20 protein-coding genes are annotated in these 19,102 nt (G+C 65.7%); 9 read left to right on the top strand and 11 right to left on the bottom strand.

The genetic code is table 11. The features are described from left to right. Nucleotides 1-121: 121 nt before the first annotated feature. From AIOL_RS23730 to AIOL_RS23705, 6 genes are all read left to right on the top strand, one after another. Nucleotides 122-1,159, top strand: a complete 1,038-nt coding sequence (locus AIOL_RS23730; RefSeq protein WP_049645245.1) for a rod shape-determining protein — start codon at nucleotides 122-124, stop codon at nucleotides 1,157-1,159. Between the two features lie 85 nt (nucleotides 1,160-1,244). Next, nucleotides 1,245-2,165, top strand: a complete 921-nt coding sequence (gene mreC / locus AIOL_RS23725; RefSeq protein WP_049645244.1) for a rod shape-determining protein MreC — start codon at nucleotides 1,245-1,247, stop codon at nucleotides 2,163-2,165. After that, nucleotides 2,158-2,700: a rod shape-determining protein MreD gene (locus AIOL_RS23720; RefSeq protein WP_152912666.1), complete on the top strand. Its 543-nt coding sequence runs from the start codon at nucleotides 2,158-2,160 to the stop codon at nucleotides 2,698-2,700. Before mreC ends, AIOL_RS23720 begins: the two co-directional genes overlap by 8 nt. Then, nucleotides 2,697-4,637 (top strand): penicillin-binding protein 2, encoded by a 1,941-nt coding sequence (mrdA, locus tag AIOL_RS23715; RefSeq protein WP_049645242.1) that lies wholly within the window; start codon nucleotides 2,697-2,699, stop codon nucleotides 4,635-4,637. The genes AIOL_RS23720 and mrdA overlap by 4 nt, the downstream gene beginning before the upstream one ends. Beyond that, nucleotides 4,634-5,782 (top strand): rod shape-determining protein RodA, encoded by a 1,149-nt coding sequence (gene rodA / locus AIOL_RS23710; RefSeq protein ID WP_049645241.1) that lies wholly within the window; start codon nucleotides 4,634-4,636, stop codon nucleotides 5,780-5,782. Before mrdA ends, rodA begins: the two co-directional genes overlap by 4 nt. 4 nt (nucleotides 5,783-5,786) lie before the next feature. Next, entirely contained in the window at nucleotides 5,787-6,716 is a 930-nt protein-coding gene (locus AIOL_RS23705) for a 2-hydroxyacid dehydrogenase (protein WP_049645240.1), read from the top strand. A 356-nt stretch (nucleotides 6,717-7,072) separates the two neighbouring features. On the opposite strand, the gene AIOL_RS23700 is transcribed toward AIOL_RS23705, so the two are convergent. Together AIOL_RS23700 and AIOL_RS23695 are read right to left on the bottom strand one after the other, a co-directional pair. Beyond that, nucleotides 7,073-7,807: an SDR family NAD(P)-dependent oxidoreductase gene (locus tag AIOL_RS23700; RefSeq protein ID WP_049645239.1), complete on the bottom strand. Its 735-nt coding sequence runs from the start codon at nucleotides 7,805-7,807 to the stop codon at nucleotides 7,073-7,075. Then, nucleotides 7,804-8,652 carry a sugar phosphate isomerase/epimerase family protein gene (locus AIOL_RS23695; protein WP_049645238.1) on the bottom strand — a complete coding sequence of 283 codons (849 nt, stop codon included), beginning with the start codon at nucleotides 8,650-8,652 and terminating at the stop codon, nucleotides 7,804-7,806. The genes AIOL_RS23700 and AIOL_RS23695 overlap by 4 nt, the downstream gene beginning before the upstream one ends. Nucleotides 8,653-8,799: 147 nt before the next feature. On the opposite strand from AIOL_RS23695, the gene AIOL_RS23690 reads away from it, so the two are divergent. From AIOL_RS23690 to AIOL_RS23680, 3 genes are all read left to right on the top strand, one after another. Next, nucleotides 8,800-9,840, top strand: coding sequence for a sugar phosphate isomerase/epimerase family protein (locus tag AIOL_RS23690; RefSeq protein ID WP_049645237.1), 1,041 nt, complete (start codon nucleotides 8,800-8,802; stop codon nucleotides 9,838-9,840). Further along, nucleotides 9,841-10,983, top strand: coding sequence for a Gfo/Idh/MocA family protein (locus AIOL_RS23685; protein WP_049645236.1), 1,143 nt, complete (start codon nucleotides 9,841-9,843; stop codon nucleotides 10,981-10,983). Nucleotides 10,984-11,044: 61 nt separating this feature from the next. After that, entirely contained in the window at nucleotides 11,045-11,596 is a 552-nt protein-coding gene (locus tag AIOL_RS23680; protein WP_053101359.1) for a CIA30 family protein, read from the top strand. 222 nt (nucleotides 11,597-11,818) lie between these two features. On the opposite strand, the gene AIOL_RS23675 is transcribed toward AIOL_RS23680, so the two are convergent. The 9 genes from AIOL_RS23675 to AIOL_RS23635 form a co-directional block, all read right to left on the bottom strand. Then, nucleotides 11,819-12,373 (bottom strand): hemerythrin domain-containing protein, encoded by a 555-nt coding sequence (locus AIOL_RS23675; protein ID WP_235439149.1) that lies wholly within the window; start codon nucleotides 12,371-12,373, stop codon nucleotides 11,819-11,821. A gap of 215 nt (nucleotides 12,374-12,588) precedes the next feature. Continuing rightward, nucleotides 12,589-12,987, bottom strand: a complete 399-nt coding sequence (locus tag AIOL_RS23670; RefSeq protein ID WP_082152768.1) for a cupin domain-containing protein — start codon at nucleotides 12,985-12,987, stop codon at nucleotides 12,589-12,591. A 3-nt stretch (nucleotides 12,988-12,990) separates the two neighbouring features. Beyond that, nucleotides 12,991-13,821 (bottom strand): phosphoenolpyruvate hydrolase family protein, encoded by an 831-nt coding sequence (locus AIOL_RS23665; RefSeq protein ID WP_049645234.1) that lies wholly within the window; start codon nucleotides 13,819-13,821, stop codon nucleotides 12,991-12,993. Then, the gene (locus AIOL_RS23660; protein WP_049645651.1) at nucleotides 13,822-15,003 is read right to left on the bottom strand and encodes a Tm-1-like ATP-binding domain-containing protein; all 1,182 of its coding nucleotides are present in this window, start codon (nucleotides 15,001-15,003) and stop codon (nucleotides 13,822-13,824) included. It abuts the gene before it with no gap. Then, nucleotides 15,000-15,941 (bottom strand): carbohydrate kinase family protein, encoded by a 942-nt coding sequence (locus AIOL_RS23655; RefSeq protein ID WP_049645233.1) that lies wholly within the window; start codon nucleotides 15,939-15,941, stop codon nucleotides 15,000-15,002. The genes AIOL_RS23660 and AIOL_RS23655 overlap by 4 nt, the downstream gene beginning before the upstream one ends. Beyond that, nucleotides 15,938-16,225 carry a hypothetical protein gene (locus tag AIOL_RS23650; RefSeq protein ID WP_049645232.1) on the bottom strand — a complete coding sequence of 96 codons (288 nt, stop codon included), beginning with the start codon at nucleotides 16,223-16,225 and terminating at the stop codon, nucleotides 15,938-15,940. The genes AIOL_RS23655 and AIOL_RS23650 overlap by 4 nt, the downstream gene beginning before the upstream one ends. After that, nucleotides 16,222-17,316 carry an ABC transporter ATP-binding protein gene (locus tag AIOL_RS23645; protein ID WP_049645231.1) on the bottom strand — a complete coding sequence of 365 codons (1,095 nt, stop codon included), beginning with the start codon at nucleotides 17,314-17,316 and terminating at the stop codon, nucleotides 16,222-16,224. The genes AIOL_RS23650 and AIOL_RS23645 overlap by 4 nt, the downstream gene beginning before the upstream one ends. After that, nucleotides 17,313-18,182, bottom strand: a complete 870-nt coding sequence (locus tag AIOL_RS23640) for a carbohydrate ABC transporter permease (protein ID WP_049645230.1) — start codon at nucleotides 18,180-18,182, stop codon at nucleotides 17,313-17,315. Before AIOL_RS23640 ends, AIOL_RS23645 begins: the two co-directional genes overlap by 4 nt. Next, nucleotides 18,182-19,099: a carbohydrate ABC transporter permease gene (locus AIOL_RS23635; protein ID WP_049645229.1), complete on the bottom strand. Its 918-nt coding sequence runs from the start codon at nucleotides 19,097-19,099 to the stop codon at nucleotides 18,182-18,184. Before AIOL_RS23635 ends, AIOL_RS23640 begins: the two co-directional genes overlap by 1 nt. Between the last annotated feature and the right edge of the window lie 3 nt (nucleotides 19,100-19,102).

The raw sequence follows: 19,102 nt of genomic DNA, 5'->3' as shown, positions 1-19,102 counted from the left end.
TGCACGCGAGAATCGCTTTCCCTGCCGCGGCAGCCTCTCTATAAGTCCGGCGGTGCGGGTGAGCAGAGCCGCCTTATAACACCACGACAATAACAATCCGCGGAAGCCAAAGGTCTCCTTAATGTCATTTCTCTCCGGCCTCTTTTCGTCAGATATGGCGATCGATCTCGGCACGGCGAACACGCTGGTCTATGTGAAGGGCCGCGGCGTGATCCTGAACGAGCCTTCGGTGGTTGCCTATCACGTCAAGGACGGGCGCAAGCAGGTGCTGGCCGTGGGCGAGGACGCCAAGATGATGCTGGGGCGCACCCCGGGCAGCATCGAGGCGATCCGGCCCATGCGCGAGGGCGTGATCGCCGATTTCGACGTGGCCGAGGAGATGATCAAGCACTTCATCCGCAAGGTGCATCGGCGCACGACCTTCTCGAAGCCCAAGATCATCGTCTGCGTGCCGCACGGCGCCACGCCGGTTGAAAAGCGGGCGATCCGGCAGTCCGTGCTGGGCGCGGGGGCCCGCCGGGCGGGCCTGATCGCCGAGCCCATCGCGGCGGCCATCGGCGCCGGCATGCCGATCACCGACCCCACCGGCAACATGGTGGTGGATATCGGCGGCGGCACCACCGAGGTGGCCGTGCTGTCGCTGGGCGACATCGTCTATGCGCGCTCGGTGCGCGTCGGCGGTGACCGCATGGACGAGGCCATCGTCAGCTATCTGCGGCGCCAGCAGAACATCCTGGTGGGCGAGGCCACGGCCGAGCGCATCAAGACCTCCATCGGCACCGCGCGCATGCCCGACGACGGCCGCGGCGCCTCGATGCATATCCGCGGGCGCGATCTGTTGAATGGCGTGCCGAAGGAATCCGAGGTCAGCCAGGCCCAGGTCGCCGAGGCGCTTTCCGAGCCGGTGCAGGCGATCTGCGAGGCGGTGATGACCGCGCTGGAGGCCACGCCCCCGGATCTGGCGGCGGATATCGTCGACCGCGGCGTGATGCTGACCGGCGGCGGCGCCCTGCTGGGCGAGCTGGACCTGGCGCTGCGCGAGCAGACCGGCCTGGCGATCTCGGTCGCCGACGAGTCGCTCAATTGTGTGGCCCTGGGCACCGGCAAGGCACTAGAGTATGAAAAGCAGCTTCGGCATGTGATAGATTACGAAAGCTAGCGCCTCCTCGCGCCCTATCGGGCACGCCTCGGTACAGCGAGGGCGCCCAACCGGGCGGACCGAGCGGCGCTGACAAGGAGATCACGTGGCACGCGAGACCGCCAGCGCAGAGCAATACACCCGCCCGATCCGTCGGATCCTGGTCGGCGTGCTGGTGTTCTTCCTGCTGGTGCTCTTCCTCTTCTGGCGCATCGACAGCCCCCGCGCCGAGCGCCTGCGCGCCCAGATCATCGACAATACGCTGCCGCGCTTCGACTGGGTGCTGGTGCCGGTCACGCGGATGGCGGAGATGGCCGAGAACTTCCATTCCTACCAGCGGCTCTACCAGCAGAACCAGGAGCTGCGCCGCGAGCTGCAGCAGATGAAGGCCTGGAAGGAGGCGGCGCTGCAGCTTGAGCAGCAGAACGCCAAGCTGCTGGACCTCAACAACGTGCGCCTGGACCCAAAGCTGACCTATGTGACCGGGGTGGTGCTGGCCGATAGCGGCTCTCCGTTCCGGCAGTCGGTGCTGCTGAATATCGGCGCGCGCGACGGGATCGTGGATGGCTGGGCGGCGACGGACGGGCTGGGCCTGGTGGGGCGGATCAGCGGCGTCGGCCAGAGCACCAGCCGGGTGATCCTGCTGACCGACAGCAACAGCCGCATCCCGGTTGCGATCCAGCCCTCGGGGCAGCGCGCGATCCTGACGGGCGACAATACCAGCCTGCCGCCGGTGGAGTTCATCGAGACGCCCGAGCAGGTGCGCCCCGGCGACCGCGTGGTCAGCTCGGGCGAGGGCGGGGTCTTCCCCGCCGACATCCTGGTGGGGCGCGTCGTGCAGGGCACGGATCGGCGCCTGCGGGTGCAGCTCTCGGCGGATTACGAGCGCATCGGCTTTTTGCGCGTCCTGCGCGCCACCCCGAAAGAGCCGCTGACCGACCCGGGCGGGCTGGTCATCGAGGGCGCGGTGGCCGCGGATGGTGACACCACCGAGCTGGCGGCCGAGGCGGGGGGCGAGGATGGCTGAACGCACGATGGCCACGCGGCGCTGGTTCTATGGCTGCACCTTCTTCGTAATCTCCGCGCTGATCATTCTGTTGCATCTGGTGCCGCTTCGGATCGTGCCGGGCCGGATCCCCGGGCCGGACCTGTTGGTGTGCTTCACCTTCGCCTGGCTGTTGCGGCGCCCGCATTACGTGCCGGTGCTGCTGATTGCGGTGATGTTCCTGATGTCGGACGTGCTGTTCATGCGCCCGCTGGGGCTCTGGGCGGCGCTGGTGGTCCTGGGCAGCGAGTTCCTGCGCGCGCGCGAAACCGCGGCGCGCGAGCAGCCCTTCCCCATGGAATGGGGCATGGTCGCGGCGGTGCTGCTTTGCATCACCCTGGCCAACGCGGCCGTGCTGGCGGTGCTGGTGGTGGGGCAGCCCGCGCTTGGCCTGACCCTGTTCCAATATGTCGCCACGGTGCTCTGCTACCCGCTGGTTGTGCTGCTGTCGCGCTGGGTCTTTAAGCTGACCAAGATGACGCCGAACCAGACCGACGCGCGGGGGCGGCCAAGATGAAGCGCTCGCCCGCCGATATCACCGAGAGCACGCGGCGCATTACCCGCCGGGGCCTGATACTGGGCGGCACCCAGCTTGCCTTTATGGGCGGGCTGGCGCTGCGGATGCGGTTCATGCAGGTCGAGGAGGCCGAAAAGTACAGCCTGCTGGCAGAGGAGAACCGGATCAACCTGCGCCTGCTGCCGCCGGCGCGCGGGCTGATCTTCGACCGAAACGGCGCGACGCTGGCCGAGAACGAGCAGAACTACCGCATCGTGCTGGTGCGCGAGGACGCGGGCGACGTGGACGACGTGCTGGCCCGGCTGTCGCGGTTCGTGGCGCTTGACCCCGACGATCTAGAGAAGGCCCGCAAGGAGATCTTCCGCCGTAGCCCCTTCGTGCCGGTGACCATCGCCGACCGCCTGACCTGGGAGGAGTTCGCCGAGGTCGCGGTGAACGGCCCCGCCCTGCCCGGCGTGACGCCCGAGGTGGGGTTCAGCCGGGTCTACCCGCTGGGCGGCGACTTCGCGCATTTGGTGGGCTATGTCGGCCCGGTCAGCGACTTTGACCTAACCCGCGGCTATTTGGCCTCTGACGAGGACCCGCTGCTGCAGATCCCGCGCTTCCAGGTCGGCAAGAGCGGCGTCGAGGCGCGGCTAGAGCATGGGCTGCGCGGCCAGGCGGGCAATAAGCAGATCGAGGTGAACGCGGTGGGCCGCGTGATGCGCGAACTTGGCCGGACCGAGGGCACGCCGGGCGCCAACCTGCAGCTGACCGTGGACAGCATGCTGCAGAACTACATGCAGGTGCGGCTCTTGGCCGATACCGCCAGCCAAAGCGCCTCCGCGGCGCTGATCGACATCGAGAATGGCGACATCCTGGCGGTGGCCTCCGGCCCGTCCTTCGATCCCAACAAGTTCGTGCGCGGCATCTCCAACACGGATTACCAGGCCCTGCAGGACGAGCAGCTCCGCCCGCAATTCAGCAAGGCCACCCAGGGCGCCTACCCGCCGGGCTCGACCTTCAAGATGGTCACCGCGCTGGCCGCGCTCGAAGACGGCGTCATCGAGCTGGACGAGACCGTGTACTGCCCGGGCTTTCGCGAGCTGGGCGACCGCAAGTTCCACTGCTGGAACCGCGGCGGGCACGGCAAGGTCGACCTGATCACCTCGCTGGAGCAAAGCTGCGACGTCTATTACTACGATATCGCCGAGCGGGTGGGGATCGAGAAGATCTCGGCCATGGCGCGCCGCCTCGGGCTGGGTCAGCGCTTTGATCTGCCGATAACCGGGCTGCATCCCGGCCTGACGCCGACCAAGGCCTGGAAGCGCGAGCACCGGGACGAGGACTGGCTGATCGGCGACACGCTGAACTCGGGCATCGGCCAGGGCTTCGTTCTGGCCACGCCGCTGCAGCTGGCGGTGATGGCCGCGCGGCTGGCCACCGGGCAGGCCGTGCTGCCGCGGCTGGTGAAGTCGGTCGACGGGGTCGAAGAGCCCGTTGCCGCCGCCGCGCCGCTGGGCCTGACGACCTCGATCCTGCAGGAGATCCGGCGCGGCATGTTCCGGGTGGTCAATCGCCGCTCGGGGACCGCCTATAGCAGCCGGATCGTGGCCGAGGGCATGGAGATGGCGGGCAAGACCGGCACCAGCCAGGTGCGCAACGTGGTGGTGCGCAACGAGGACGTGCCGTGGAACCAGCGCGACCACGCGCTGTTTGTGTGCTACGCGCCCTTCGACAAGCCACGCTACGCCTGCTCGGTGGTGGTCGAGCATGGCGGCGGCGGGTCGCTTGTGGCGGCTCCGGTGGCACGGGATATCATGCTGCAGGCGCTCTATGGCGGCAAGCCGCCGCTGGCGGCCTATCCCACCGCGCAGCGCGGGCGCATCCAGACCCAGCAGCAGAAGCTGGCGCTGCGCGACCCCGCCAGCTTTGCGCCGGGGGCGAACCGCCTATGAGCTACCTTGAATACACCGTTGCCCGCGTGCCCACCGGGCCCGGCAAGATCCTGTACATGAACTGGGCGCTCCTGGTGCTTATCATCACGGTCGCCTGCATTGGGTTCGTGATGCTGTTCTCGGTGGCGGGCGGCAATATGAGCACCTGGGCAGAGCCGCAGATTCAGCGCTTTCTGATCGGGCTGGGGATCCTGTTCTTCGTGGCCATGGTGCCGATCTGGTTCTGGCGCAACATGGCGGGATTCGCCTATGCGGCGTCGATCCTGCTGCTGCTCTACGTGGAGTTCCTCGGCGTCGAGGGCAAGGGCGCGCAGCGCTGGATCGACCTGGGGTTCATGCGGCTGCAGCCCTCGGAGCTGACCAAGATCACCTTGGTGATGCTGCTGGTGGCCTATTATGACTGGCTGGACATCAAGAAGGTGTCGAACCCGATCTGGGTGCTGGTGCCGATCCTGCTGATCCTGCTGCCGACCTTCTTGGTGCTGCGCCAGCCGGATCTGGGCACGGCGTTGCTGCTGGTGATGGGCGGCGCGGTGGTGATGTTCCTGGCCGGCGTGCATTGGGCCTATTTCGGCGCGGTGGCGGCGCTGGGGGCGGGCACGGTTGCGGCGGTGTTCACCAGCCGCGGCACGGGCTGGCAGCTGCTGCAGGACTACCAGTACCGGCGGATTGACACGTTCCTGAACCCCGCCTCGGACCCGCTGGGGGCGGGCTATCACATCACGCAGTCGCAGATCGCCCTGGGCTCGGGCGGCTGGGCGGGCAAGGGGTTCATGCAGGGCACGCAGTCGCGGCTGAACTTCCTGCCCGAGAAGCACACGGACTTCATCTTCACGACCCTGGCGGAGGAGTTCGGCTTTCTGGGCGGGATCTCGCTGCTGGCGCTCTACGGGCTGATCATCTTCTTCTGCGTGATCTCGGCGGTCTCGAACCGGGACCGGTTCGGGTCGCTGCTGACGCTGGGCATTGCGGCGACGTTCTTTTTGTTCTTCGCGGTGAACATGTCGATGGTGATGGGGCTGGCGCCGGTGGTGGGCGTGCCGCTGCCGCTGGTCAGCTATGGCGGCTCGGCGATGCTGGTGCTGATGGGCGCCTTCGGGCTGGCGCAGTCGGCGCATATTCACAAACCAAGGGGCCGGGCCTAGCACGATGACAAATATCCTATTCGCGGCGGGGGGGTTCCGCTGGGGCCAGTTCGAGGCGCCGCTGCGCGCCGCCCTGGCCGAGGCCGGGCTCCAGGCGGACCTCTCGCTAGAGCACGCGCCGGACGAGACCGACTACATCATCTACGCGCCGAACAAGCACTTCATCGACTTCGCGCCCTATGGCCGGGTGAAGCTGGTCCAGAGCCTCTGGGCGGGGGTGGAGAACATCGTGACCGACGCCACGCTGACCCAGCCCCTGGCGCGCATGGTGGATGAGGGGCTGTCCGAGGGCATGGTGGAATGGGTCACCGGGCATGTGCTGCGCCACCATCTCGGGATGGACCGGCATATCGTGAACCCGGGCCATGAATGGGTCTTCGACCCCGCGCCCTTGGCGCGCACGCGCAATGTGGGGGTGCTGGGCCTGGGCGCCCTGGGCGCGGCCTGCGCGCAGGCGCTTGCGGCGCTGAACTTTAACGTGCTGGGCTGGAGCCGGTCCTTGAAGGCCGTCGACGGCGTGGCGTGTTTCGCGGGGGACGAGGGGCTGCGAGAAATCGTCTCGCGATCCTCCATACTCGTGCTCCTGCTGCCCCTGACCGGCGCGACAGAAAACCTGTTGAACGCCGAGCGCCTCGGCTGGATGCCCAAGGGCGCGGTGATCGTGAACCCCGGGCGCGGGCCGCTGATCGACGATGACGCGCTGCTGGCCGCGCTGGAGAGCGGGCAGATCGCGCAGGCCACGCTGGACGTGTTCCGCGAAGAGCCCCTGCCCCAGGGGCACCCCTTTTGGGCGCATCCCGGCGTCACGGTGACCCCGCATATCGCGTCCGAGACCCGGCCCGAAACCGCCAGCCGCGTGGCCGCGCAGAACATCGCCCGTGTGGAGCGCGGCGAGCCCCCGCTATACCTGGTGGATCGCCAGACGGGGTACTGAGAGCGGGCGTTAGGTGCCACAATTTTCTTGCAAGAAAATGGCGAAACTCTTGCAAGAGTTTCTCCAGCGCGCCCCGAAATGGTTCGTCTATCGCACTCTCTAGCCCGCCCGCGGGTCCACTTTCCTTGGAAGGAAAGTGCAAATCTCTTGCAAGAGATTTGGCGGGCCCAAGGGTCCACTCCACGCCATCACCAAACCCACCGTGCGCTCTGTTAACCTCACCGTTTCCCGACAGCGTGCCCGACGGAAGTCCGACACAAAGCCGACGATTTGCCGACACCGGAATCACCTTAAAAATAAGTCCTTAACGCCCGATTCGCGCCTTTGCGCCGCCCGCGCCGATAAGATCTCGTTTACTAATAGGTCGCGCGCCCCCCCGACAGATCGAACACGCCGCCTGTGGTGAAGGAGTTCTCCCGCGTGCAGAGCCAGCAGATCATCGCCGCCGCCTCGTCCAGCTCCAGGAACCGCCCGCGCGGGATCTTGGACAGCATGTAGTCGATATGCTCCTGGCTCATCTGGTCGAAGATCCGGGTGCGCGCCGCCGCCGGGGTCACGCAGTTCACCGCGATATCCTGCCCCGCCAGCTCCTTGCCGAGCGACTTGGTAAAGCCCATCACCCCTGCCTTGGACGCAGAATAGGCGCAGGCGTTGGGGTTGCCGTCCTTGCCGGCCACGCTGGCGATGTTGACGATCCGACCATAGCCCTGGGCGCGCATGCTGGGCACCACGGCCTTGTTCACATGGAAGGTCCCGTTCAGGTTAACCGCACAAATCTTAGCGAATTCAACGGGATCATAGCCCTCGACCGGCCCGTTTGAGCCCGCGATCCCGGCGGAGTTCACCAGGATGTCGATCCGGCCCTGGGCGGCCAGGGTGGCGTCCCGGGCGGCCTCCACCGACGCCCAATCCGCCACGTCGCAGGCCTGGGCCATGCCGCCCAGCGAGGCCGCCTTCTCTGCCGCCAGCCCCTCGTCCATGTCCCAAAGCACCACCGTCGCGCCGCCCGCCGCCAACCGGTCGGCGACCGCGCCGCCGATCCCCTGAGCCCCGCCCGTCACCACCGCCACCTGGCCTTCATAATCGCTCATGCTGCGTCCCATCCCTCGCGTATGCATCTATAGCCGTCACGGTAGTAAGCCTCTGGTGATTCTGCAAAATCTCTCCACACGCGGGTCGCGGCGGCCAAGTCCGGCAGCCCGCGCCCGAAGGCCTCGATTGTCAGCCAGCCGTCATAGCCCGAGGCCTTGATCGCCTTGAAGGTCTCGGCCCAGGGCACGTGCCCCCGGCCCGGCACGCCCCGGTCGTTCTCGGAGATATGCACATGCACCACCTCATCCGCATTGCGGGTATAGGCCGCGATGGGATCCTGTTCCTCAAGGTTGGCGTGGAACGTGTCATACATGGATTTGATCGCGGGGTGCCCGACCGAGCGGGTATAGGCGCAGAGGTCGTCCATCGTGTTGGCAAAATAGCTCTCGAACCGGTTTATCGCTTCCAAAGCAATCACTTGGCCGTTCGCGGCCGCGTGGTCGCCGACGGCGCGATGCACATCCCGCGCGCGCTCGAACTCGGCCTCCGTGGGCCCCGCGCCACTGAAATGCCCCAGCGTCTGATGCAGCGGCCCGCCGATCCCCTCGGCCCCCAGGGCCGCGGCGCAATCCACCAGCCATTTCAGATACTGCACCCCGCGGGCGCGGTCCGCGGCATCCTCGCTCAAAGGGTTCTGGTCCAGCCCGCCGATCACAGAGATCGCGGTGCGCCCCAGCCCCATCTCGTCCAGCATCTTGCCCAGGGCTGCGTATTCATCCGGCGTGCCGCCAAAGACCGGCACCTCGATGCCGTCATAGCCCACCTCCTGGATGTCCGCGATCAGCCGCTTGTGGCTGTCATCCACCGCGGTCGTCCATAACAGCATGCAAAACCCGATCTTCATTCCTATCCCCTCCAGCTATGACTTGAGATCAGCCTAGCAGCGCAGCCGCCGGCCTCAAGCCAGAAATGAGGAACGTACATCAGAAATGCCTTGCAATGCCCCTGATCTGTGAGAAGCTACCCCAGATTTCATTTTCGGGAGGAGATTATGGGGGGCAATTCATATCCCAAGCTGCATAACGCGATGTGGCCCGGGCTGGTGGGCAAAGGCGATGACGAGCCGCCGATCGCGCTGAACAAGATGCTGGACATGACCCAGGCCGCAGAGGCCGGAGGGCACAAGTTTGACGGGGTGGACCTGTTCCTGGCGGACCCGCATACCTCGATTGACGTGGATGATGACGCCATCCAGGCGCTGGCCGATAACATCGGCGGGCGCGGGCTTATGGTGGGCTCGGCGGTGGCGCCGGTCTGGCCGCCCGTGGGCGGCGGATCGGCCATGGACCCCGGTGAGGGGCGCACCGCATTTCTGGACGCTGTGCGCAAGGCCTGCGCGATCCTGGCGCGGCTGAAGAGCCTCGGCGTGCGCGACAGCGGCGTGGTGCGGGTGGACACCGCCACCGGCGTGGAGGACTGGGCCGCCGACCCCGCGGGCAACACCGCCATCATGGCCGAGACCTTCCGCATGGCCTGCGACATCGCCGCCGACTACGGCGAGCGGCTGGCCGCCGAGGGCGAGATCTGCTGGGGCGGCATGCATAGCTGGCGCGACATGGTGAACCTGCTTGAGGCCACGGACCGCCCCAGCGTGATCGGCTTTCAGGCGGATATGGCGCATTCGATGCTTTATACGCTGGGCTATAACGCCCCCGAGCATGCGTTGATCAGCGCCGATCAGCTGGACGACCAGGCGGCCCTGGACGCGGCGTTGACCACGGTGACGGACGCCCTGCGCCCCTGGACCATCGACTTCCATGTCGCGCAGAACGACGGCACCGTGCATGGTCAGGGCAGCCACGACAAGACGGGCCGCCACTGCATGGCGACGGACCCCAATGGCAAGCTGGACATCGTCAAGCACGCCGGGTTCTGGCTGAATGGCCCGGACGGCGCACCCACCAAGGCGATGCGCCATATCTGCTGGGACGGTTGCATGTTTCCTAACGCGGTGCTGGAGGATCAGCAGACCTGGAACGACATCCTCGCCGCCATGGTCGCGGTGCGCGACGCGCATGGGTGGGAGGCTTAGATGGGCAAGCAGAAACTCCGCATTGGCATGGTGGGTTACGGCTTTATGGGCCGGACGCATTCCAACGCCTTCACCCAGGCGCCGAAGTATTTCGACCTGCCGCGCGAACCAGAGCTGGTCGCGGTCTGCGCCCGGAACCGAGAGCGCGCCGAGGCCTTCGCCTCGAATTGGGGCTACCAGGATGTGGAAAGCGACTGGCAGTCGCTTGTGGCCCGCGATGACATCGACCTGATCGACATCGCGGCCCCCAACGACATGCACCATGACATCGCCATCGCTGCGGCACAGGCGGGCAAGATGGTGATGTGCGAAAAGCCCCTGGGCCGCACGGCCGCGGAATCCGCCGAGATGGTCGCCGCCGTCGAGACGGCCGGCGTGGCCAACATGGTCTGGTACAACTACCGCCGCATCCCCGCCGTGACGCTGGCCAAGCAGATGATCGACCGCGGCGATCTGGGGCGGATCTACCACTACCGCGCGAAGTTCCTGCAGGACTGGACGATTGCGACCGACCTGCCGCAGGGCGGTGAGGGGCTGTGGCGGTTGGACGTGAACGTGGCGGGCTCTGGTGTCACGGGTGACTTGCTGGCGCATTGCATCGACACGGCGATGTGGCTGAACGGCGGGATCGACAGCGTGACCGCGATGACCGAGACCTTCGTGAAGGAGCGCGCGCATAGCCTGACCGGCAAGGTCGAGCCGGTGGGCATCGACGATGCCTGCGCCTTCCTGGCGCGGTTCGACAATGGGTCGCTGGCGACGTTCGAATCCACGCGATACGCGCGCGGGCATAAGGCCTTGTATACGCTGGAGATAAACGGCGAGCATGGCTCGCTGGCCTGGGATCTGCACGACCTGCATCGGCTGGATTACTTTGATCACCGGGTGGAGGGCGAGACCCGCGGCTGGCGCTCGATCCATATCACCGATGGCGAGCACCCCTATATGGACAGCTGGTGGGTGCCGGGGCTGTCGATTGGCTATGCCGAGAGCTTCGTACACCAGGCGGCGGATTTCATCCGCGGGCTGGAGGGCGAGGCCGCGGCGCCGACTTTCGCAGACGCCCATCGCACCGATCTGGTGACGGATGCGGTGCTGAAATCTGGCCGCACCGGCCAGTGGGAACCCGCGAGCGACAGTTGATCGCCGCTGGTCTTGGCGCTTCTACGGGCTACCTCCTCCCAGTAGTCAACGTAGGAGCGCCATGATGCATCCAATATTCCCTGCCGCGCTGAGCCTAGCTCTTGGCGCCGCGCCGATCCTCGCCGCGGCCGAGGTGTTTGAGGATTTCACCGGCAGCGGCCCCGCGGCGTGGGAGTATATCGCGGACGGGGTCATGGGCGGTGTCTCTAAAGGCGAGGCGCGCGTGCTGTCGGAGGGCCCGGAACGGGCGATCCATCTGACCGGCACCGTGAGCACCGAAAACAATGGCGGCTTCATCCAGGTGCGCCGGCTTCTGCCGGACGGGCTGCCCGAGGGCACCAAGGGTCTGCGGCTGTCAGTGCGTGGGAATGGCGAGGCCTATTACGTCTTCCTGCGCACCAAAGAAATGATGCGGCCCTGGTACTATTACAACGTCGCCTTCACGGCGCCGGAGGGTTGGGAGACGGTGGAGATCCCGCTTGCGGCGCTGACGCGCAGCCATGCGCATCTGGCCGAACTGGTTGATCCTGCAGAGGCGATCAGCATTGGCCTTGTGGCCTATGGGCGCGACCACGCGGCGGATCTGATGGTGCGCGAGATCACGCTCTACTAGGCCTCAGATGCTGGCCCAATCGGTGAAGATCTGGTGCTTGTTGCGGCGCGTCGGGGCGCTGACTGTACGGGCTTTGCGTTGGCTGGTCTTGGCCAAGTGGTGCATCAATTCATCAAAGGTCATTGTCTTGTTCCCGGTCAGGTTGCTGGTTCTGACAATGGGTCGCAGACAAAGCGCGTTCGGTTCAAAAAAAGCGCGGAGCCATCTGGCCCCGCGCTCGGCTTACCCTCTCAGCTTGTGATGCAGGATGATCGGCACGACGAGGTCCTCTTCGTCGCTGAGGTGCCGCGCAAGATAGCCTTCGATCTCGGAGGCGATGCCGTGCAGCGCCCCGGCCTCCTCGCGGGCCTGAGCCTCATCGAGCTGGATCAACTTTACCACCCGGTTGCCCGCGCGGGTGAACCGGTCCAGCGTCTCGTCCAGCACCTCGTGGTCGGCCTCCAGCATCTGAAGCCCGTGGTCAAAGCGGTCATCCGCCTCGGAGAGCTCGGGGAAGAAAGACCGGTCCTCCCAGGTGTGGTGGCCATGCAGGTTGCGCACAAGCAGGTTGCCATAGACCCCCAGCCGCCCGGCGAAATCCTCCGGGTCGCGGGTCTTGTCCAAGTAGCCTTCGGCCTCCTTGCGGGTCACCTCGCCAAGCTGGCGGAACATCTGATGGGCGCCCATCCAGTTCTGGATGGAGCGGGCGAAATTCGGGTGACCCGGCCAAGCGTCGCGCGGGTAATCCCGAAGCAGCAGCCCCATGTCTTGCGGCAGGGCCTGCCTGTTATGGATCATGTGTTGGGTCATGCCAGGCAGGTGGGGATTGCGTTTTATGTTAACAACCGCGCAATCCCGCAGGGCATTGGTGCGCGCCCGCACCGGCGGGCTGTTATCAAATTGAGTGCTTCCGCACGCTCTTTTCTATGCTGGGCGCGAGGCGACATCTGAACGCTGATGCTGTGATTGGGCGCGGCCGCAGCGATTCCGTATTTATTGCCGAAAAGAAGGGGTTAGCGCAGATCCTTCCAAGGGGCCTGATCGGCAACATCGACAAGCTCATAACCCTGGTCACCCACGCAAGGGCCCAAAATTGCAAGGAGCTGCGCGTCCGCGTCGCCCACGTTGAAACTGGCATGCACCACATCCGCCTTGATGAAGACCGAGTCGCCGGGGCCGAGGGTTTTCCGTTCCGTATCAAGCCATTGCTCGACCTGGCCGGAGATGCAGTAGATCACCTCCTCCTGGTCGGGATGCTTGTGGAAGTCGTGCCCCTGGCCGGGGGAGATATTCACCTCGATCACCGTCAGGTCCTTGGCGCCGGTTGACGGCGGGTGGGACATCCAGCGTAAGCGCCCCCAATCGAGGGACTCTGCCGGGGTCCCGGCAGACATCATGAAACGTCCGGTCATTGGCTATCCTCCGATCTCGGTGAAGGCGCGGACCTGGGCGGTCAGGGCGCGTTCGGTGGGCAGGCGCTCCATCGAGCTGGCGCCATAAAACCCCTGGCAATCCATGCAGTTACGCAGGATGTAGGCGGCGTCATCGGGCTCCGCAATTGGTCCGCCATGGCAGAGCACGATCACGTCGGGGTTCACGCGGCGGGCCTCGGCGGCGATGGCGTCAATCGCGGGCACGCAGCCCTCGAGCGTCAAAGCGGTTTCGGCGCCGATATTGCCGCCCGTCGTCAGGCCCATATGGGCCACGATCACATCCGCCCCGGCCTCTGCCATTAGCGCGGATTCCTCTGGGTTGAACACGTAAGGCGTTGTCAGCAGGTCCTTTTCTCGGGCCGCGCGGATGACGTCCACCTCTAGGCCAAAGCCCATGCCGGTCTCTTCGAGGTTGGCGCGGAACGTGCCGTCGATGAGGCCCACCGTGGGGAAGTTCTGCACGCCGGAGAAGCCCATATCGCTGATATCATTCAGGAACTTGTCCGTCAGCAGGAACGGGTCGGTGCCGTTCACCCCCGCCAGAACCGGCACCTCGCGCACCACGGGCAGCACCTCGCGGCCCATGTCCTGGACGATCTCGTTGGCGTTGCCATAGGCCAGGAGCCCGGCCAGAGAGCCCCTGCCCGCCATCCGGTAACGCCCTGAATTATATATAACAATCAGGTCGATCCCGCCGGCCTCCTCGCATTTGGCGGAGAGCCCCGTGCCCGCCCCGCCGCCAATGATCGGCCTGCCCGCGGCAATCTTGGCGCGGAGGCGGTCGTGGATCTGGGAACGGGCAATGCGGGGCATCTATGTGACCTCTCTGAACGCGGCCAGGGCGGCCTCGGCAAACTCGGGCGTGTTGAGGTTATGGGGCACCGAAATCAGGCGTCGGTCTTGCGTCGGCTTTACGTCGGCATTCAGTCGGCGCATCATACGCTCCAGCGCCTCGGGGCCATGGAACTGCGCTCCGGGCGCGTCGATGGCCGAGACCCCGCCCTGAGGGATCAGGAACCGCACCGGGCCGGTCATCTGGTTCAGCCGCGCGGCGATCCAGGCGGCGAAGCGGTCGCATTCCTCGGGCGTGGTGCGCATCAAGGTGACCTGCGGGTTGTGGACGTGGAACTGGCGCCCGCCGAACTGCGCGGGCACGGTCTCGACCGCGCCGAAATTCACCATATCAAGCGCGCCGAGCGAGCCCACATAAGGCACGCCGGAGCGGATCACCGCGCCGAAGCGATCCTCCGTCGCCGCGAAGACACCGCCGACCAGCAGGTCGGCCACCTCGGTCGTGGTCAGGTCGATCACCGCAGAGATCATGCCGCTGTCGACCAGCTTTTCCATCGACTGGCCGCCGGTGCCCGTGGCGTGGAAGACCAGCGGGTCGTAATCGGCGGAGAGCGCCTCGGCGATATGGCTGACGCAGGTCGTGGTGACGCCGAACATCGTGAGGCCCACGGCCTGCTTGGCCGCGACCTCTGGCGCCGCGTGGGTCAACGCCCCGGCAAGCATATGCGCGGCATTCGCCAGCACCTGGCGCGAGATGCGGTTCAGCCCCTGCACATCGGTCACCGAATACATCATCGCGATATCGGAGGGGCCGACATAGGGCGCGACATTGCCCGAGGCGACGGTGGAGACCAGCACCTTGGGCACGCCCACCGGCAGGGCGCGCATGGCGGGGGCGAGCAGCGCCGTGCCGCCGGAGCCCCCTGCCCCGATGATGCCGGAGACGTCTTGTGTTTTGATCCAGGCCTCGAAGGCCACGGCCATGGCCGAGACCGCAGCACCTCGGTCGCTCTGGTCCAGCACGGCGCCTGCGCCGTCAGGGTGGCAGGCGGCGACTTCGGCCACGGATACGTCCGCCGTGCCGGAGCCGGTTGTACCCAGATCCACGGTGCGCACGGCAACGCCTGCGGCGCGGATCAGCTCAGCCATATAGGTGAGCTCTGCGCCCTTGGTGTCGAAGGTGCCCGCGACCAGCGCGGTCATGCGCGCCACGCCGCCATGGCGGCCTCTGTCTGCGCGCGATCCACGATGCCCGCGTCCGAGCCCAGCCCGCTAGCCACCAAAGACGCGGATGCGGTGCCCAGATGCGCGGCCTCCTCCAAGCTTCGCCCATCGGCCAGCCCGGCGATGAAACCCGCGGTGAAAGCATCCCCGCAGCCGGTCGTGTCCACCACTGAGATATCATAGACGCCGACATGGATGCGCTCATCCCCCATGGCGACCATCGAGCCGTCGGCCCCCAGCGTCAGCACCGGGCATTTCACGCCGCGGGACTGGAAGAATTGGATGTTCTCCTCGACGCCGGTGATTCCAGAGAGGATCTCGGCCTCCTCAATCGAGGGGATGAAGTAGTCGATATGGGGCAAGAGCGGCTCGACGAATTGCCAGGTGTCGGGCCCCGCGCCCACCAGGTCCCAGGTGGTCACGCAGCCCGCCTCTTGCGCCGCCTTCAAGAGCCGCGCCGTGGGCGCGCCGTCGAGCTTTGCCAAGAGCCCCGTGCCGCCCAGGTGGAAGAACCGGCAATCCAGCACGTCGCCCAGCATGTCATCTGATACGTCGAAATGATCGCTGGCGCCGCGGCAATGCAGCGCCGGGCGCTCGCCATTGGGACGCACGTTGAGGATGGTGGCAGAGGTCTCCACCCCGTCCAGCCGCGCCATATGCGTGCAGTCGATGCCGAACTGCTGCATTCGGTTAATGACGAAATCCGCCTTCTCGTCCGAGCCCACCGCGCCGACCGCCTGACAGTTCAGCCCCAGCTTGGCCAGGTCCACCACCGTGCCGCCCGCCGTGCCCGCGACCGTCAGGCGGATCTCTTCGATGAAGTCCACATTGCCGCCGTCGGGGATCGCCGTCACCGGGCGGCCCAGCACGTCGAGAATGTAGAGCCCGACGACCGAGACGTCGAAACGTCGGCTCACCGCAGCGTCTCGATATAGGCCACGTATAAGAGCGCCGTGCCATAGCCCAGCGCCGCCGCCACGCCCAGGATCGCCAGGATGATCACCGAGACCTTCACCAGCGCCCGCGCCGGCACGCCCTCGCGGCAGAAGGGCACCAGGTTGAACGCCAGCGCGCCCACCACCACGGACACGCAGCCGATGGTGAAGAGCTCGATATAGAACGGCTGGAAGATGAACAGGATCGAGAGCACGCAAAGCCCGATGATGATCCGTTCGACCCATTTGGCTTGAGAGGCGGTCATGATGCGCTCCTTAAGGCTTGCTCGTCCTCGGCAAAGACATGGGTGGCCCCCGGCGGGAAGCGCACATGCAGGCGGTCGCCCTCGGTCAGGGGCACGCGCCAGTCGGTCACCAGCCGCAGGTCGTGGTGGCCGTCGTTGAGATGCGCGAGGGTCTCGGCCCCCATCGGCTCCACGATGTCGATCTTGGAGGCGATGCCGTCGGCGACGGGTTCTGCCGACAGCTCGATATTGCGCGGGCGGATGCCCAGGGTCACCTGCGCGCCGGGCGCAAGCGTGGCGATCTTGCGGTCGACCTCGATGGTCATCTCTTGGTCGCCCGCAACGGCAAAGGTCGCCACCTGCCCCTGCGCGCCCTTCAGCGTGGCGGGCAAGAGGTTCATCTGCGGCGTGCCGATGAAGCCCGCCACAAAGAGGTTGGCGGGCCGCGCAAAGACGTTATGGGGCGTGTCCACCTGCTCGATCCGGCCATCGCGCATCACCGCGATCCGGTCCGCCATGGTCAGCGCCTCAAGCTGGTCATGGGTGACGATCACCGTGGGGCGGGAGAGGTCCTGCAGGACCTCCTTGATCTCGCCGCGCATCTCCTCGCGCAGCTGCACGTCCAGGCGGCTGAGCGGCTCGTCAAAGAGAAAGCAATTCGGGTCGCGGATGATCGAGCGGCCCACCGCGACGCGCTGTTTCTCGCCCTCGGCGAGCTGGCTGGGCGTGCGGTGCAGGATGCCGTCGAGCTGCAGCGTCTTGGCGACCTGGGCCACGCGCCGTTCGATCTCGGATTTCGACATCTTCTCGGCATGCAGCGGGTAGGCCAGGTTGTCGGCCACGGAAAGCGAGGGATAGAGCGCGTAGAACTGGAAGGACATCGCCACATTGCGGTCCCGTGGCGCCAGGTCGTTGACGCGCTTGCCGCCGAGCAGCACCTCGCCCTCGGTGGCAAACTCCAGCCCCGCGATCATCCGCAGCGTGGTGGTCTTGCCGCAGCCCGACGGGCCCAGCAGGCACAGCACCTCGCCGTCGCCGACCTCCATATCCACCGCATCCACCGCGGTGAGGCTGCCGAAACGCTTGGTGAGGTTGCGCAGCTCGATGGTCATTTCTTCACCGTCCCAAAGGTTACGCCGCGCAGAAGCTGGTTCTGCAGCAAGAATGTCACGAAGAAGATCGGGATCAGGAACAGGGTCACAATCGCCGCAAGCAGCCCGTAATCCACGCCCACCTCGCCGCCCAGGGTGCGCGCCATGGCCACCGGCACGGTGCGGGTCTCGACCCCTGTGAGCAGCAGCGCGAACAGGAACTCGTTCCAGGTCAGGATCAGCCCGAACACGAAGGTCGCCGAGAGCCCGGCCAGGATCTGCGGGATGCAGAAGTTGAAGAACACGCGCCGCTCGGTCGCGCCGTCCATGCGCGCGGCGTCCTCTATCTCGGGGTTCAGCTCGTCAAAGAAGCTCTTCACCAGCCAGACCGAGAACGGGATGTTGAACGCGGTATAAAGCAGGATGATCCCCCAATAGCTGCCCGCCAGCCCAGAAAGTCGGAACATCAGGAAGATCGGGATGATCACCACGATGGGCGGCATCATCCGCGTGGTCAGGATGATGAACAGATAGGTGTCGTTGCCCTTCAGCGGGTAGCGCGAGAACGCATAGGCCGCCAGGGTCCCCACGATCAGCGCCAGCCCCACCGAGGTGAAGGCGATGAAGATCGAGTTGAAGAAATAGAGCCCCATATCGGTGGCCTGGCTGGTGCCCGTGGTGATCGAGGCGCGGAAGAACACCGACTGGAAATTCTCTAGCGTGGGCGTGAAGAACAGCTTTGGCGGCACCGCCAGCGCGTCCGTGCGCGTCTTAAACGCTGTCAGGATGATCCAAAACACCGGGAAGAAGTAGATGAAGCCCACCACCGATGTGATCGCGGTGTAGCCCCAGCCGGCCTTGCCGATCTCGCGATACTTGCGGGCCATCAGCTTACCTCCTCTGCGCGGCGGTTCACGGCGTAGAGGTAGAGGTTCGTCAGCACGATCACGATGAACAGCACGATATAGGCCAGCGCCGAGGACTGGCTGGTCTTAAAGAACTGGAAGGCGTTGCGGTAGAGGAAGACCGCGATGGTCTCGGTACTGCTGCCGGGGCCGCCCTCGGTGATGATGTAGACGATGTCGAAGAGCTTGAAGGTCTCGATGGTGCGGAACAGCACCGCCAGCAGCAACAGTGAGCGGATATAGGGGAAGGTGATCGTCCAGAACCGGCGCCAGGCGCTGGCCCGGTCGATCTCGGCCGCCTCGTAGAGATATTTGGGCACGCTCACGAGCCCCGCCAGCACCAAGAGCATCACAAAGGGCGACCACATCCACGCATCGGCAATCACGATCCCCGCAATCGCGCCCGCAGGCGAGCCCAGCATCACAAAGTGATCCTCGGTAAAGAAGTTCAACACATAAGACACGATGCCAAAGGTCGGCTCGTAGAAGAGCTTAAAGAACACGCCCACCGACACGAAGCTAAGCATCATCGGCGTCAGCACCAGCATCAGCACAATGCGGCGCATCGGGAAGGCCTTGGCGAACATCAGCGCCAACAGGAACCCGATGATCAGCTGCACGATCACCGACGAGCCGACGATGATCGCCGTGGTCTGGAAGCGCTCCCAGACCTTGTCATCGGTTAAGACGCGCTCGTAATTCGACAGCCCGCGGAACTTGGGCACCTTGAGCGAAGAGGCCTTGTAGTTAAAAAAGGACAGCCCAAAGGACCACATCAGCGGGAAGATGTTCATCACAAAGAGGATTACCAGCGCCGGGGTCACCAGCAGCGCGCCGCGCCGCTTGGGGTCCAAGAGCCAGGCGCCGAAGCCGCCGCGGGAGTTTGCCGTGTTCGCCATGAA

Origin of the sequence: Candidatus Rhodobacter oscarellae (genome assembly GCF_001078595.1) — a bacterium.
GTDB classification, from domain to species: domain Bacteria; phylum Pseudomonadota; class Alphaproteobacteria; order Rhodobacterales; family Rhodobacteraceae; genus Rhodobacter_B; species Rhodobacter_B oscarellae.
The sequence above is the reverse complement of the archived record's forward strand: the minus strand, read 5'-3'. Positions and strand labels throughout refer to the sequence as shown.

Bases quoted from the DNA above. Each gene is read 5' to 3' on its own strand.
- AIOL_RS23730 (WP_049645245.1), top strand. From the start codon at position 122: ATGTCATTTCTCTCCGGCCTCTTTTCGTCAGATATGGCGATCGATCTC.
- AIOL_RS23720 (WP_152912666.1), top strand. From the start codon at position 2,158: ATGGCTGAACGCACGATGGCCACGCGGCGCTGGTTCTATGGCTGCACC.
- mrdA (WP_049645242.1), top strand. From the start codon at position 2,697: ATGAAGCGCTCGCCCGCCGATATCACCGAGAGCACGCGGCGCATTACC.
- rodA (WP_049645241.1), top strand. From the start codon at position 4,634: ATGAGCTACCTTGAATACACCGTTGCCCGCGTGCCCACCGGGCCCGGC.
- AIOL_RS23705 (WP_049645240.1), top strand. From the start codon at position 5,787: ATGACAAATATCCTATTCGCGGCGGGGGGGTTCCGCTGGGGCCAGTTC.
- AIOL_RS23700 (WP_049645239.1), bottom strand. From the start codon at position 7,807: ATGAGCGATTATGAAGGCCAGGTGGCGGTGGTGACGGGCGGGGCTCAG.
- AIOL_RS23695 (WP_049645238.1), bottom strand. From the start codon at position 8,652: ATGAAGATCGGGTTTTGCATGCTGTTATGGACGACCGCGGTGGATGAC.
- AIOL_RS23690 (WP_049645237.1), top strand. From the start codon at position 8,800: ATGGGGGGCAATTCATATCCCAAGCTGCATAACGCGATGTGGCCCGGG.
- AIOL_RS23685 (WP_049645236.1), top strand. From the start codon at position 9,841: ATGGGCAAGCAGAAACTCCGCATTGGCATGGTGGGTTACGGCTTTATG.
- AIOL_RS23680 (WP_053101359.1), top strand. From the start codon at position 11,045: ATGATGCATCCAATATTCCCTGCCGCGCTGAGCCTAGCTCTTGGCGCC.
- AIOL_RS23675 (WP_235439149.1), bottom strand. From the start codon at position 12,373: ATGATCCATAACAGGCAGGCCCTGCCGCAAGACATGGGGCTGCTGCTT.
- AIOL_RS23670 (WP_082152768.1), bottom strand. From the start codon at position 12,987: ATGACCGGACGTTTCATGATGTCTGCCGGGACCCCGGCAGAGTCCCTC.
- AIOL_RS23665 (WP_049645234.1), bottom strand. From the start codon at position 13,821: ATGCCCCGCATTGCCCGTTCCCAGATCCACGACCGCCTCCGCGCCAAG.
- AIOL_RS23660 (WP_049645651.1), bottom strand. From the start codon at position 15,003: ATGACCGCGCTGGTCGCGGGCACCTTCGACACCAAGGGCGCAGAGCTC.
- AIOL_RS23650 (WP_049645232.1), bottom strand. From the start codon at position 16,225: ATGACCGCCTCTCAAGCCAAATGGGTCGAACGGATCATCATCGGGCTT.
- AIOL_RS23645 (WP_049645231.1), bottom strand. From the start codon at position 17,316: ATGACCATCGAGCTGCGCAACCTCACCAAGCGTTTCGGCAGCCTCACC.
- AIOL_RS23640 (WP_049645230.1), bottom strand. From the start codon at position 18,182: ATGGCCCGCAAGTATCGCGAGATCGGCAAGGCCGGCTGGGGCTACACC.
- AIOL_RS23635 (WP_049645229.1), bottom strand. From the start codon at position 19,099: ATGGCGAACACGGCAAACTCCCGCGGCGGCTTCGGCGCCTGGCTCTTG.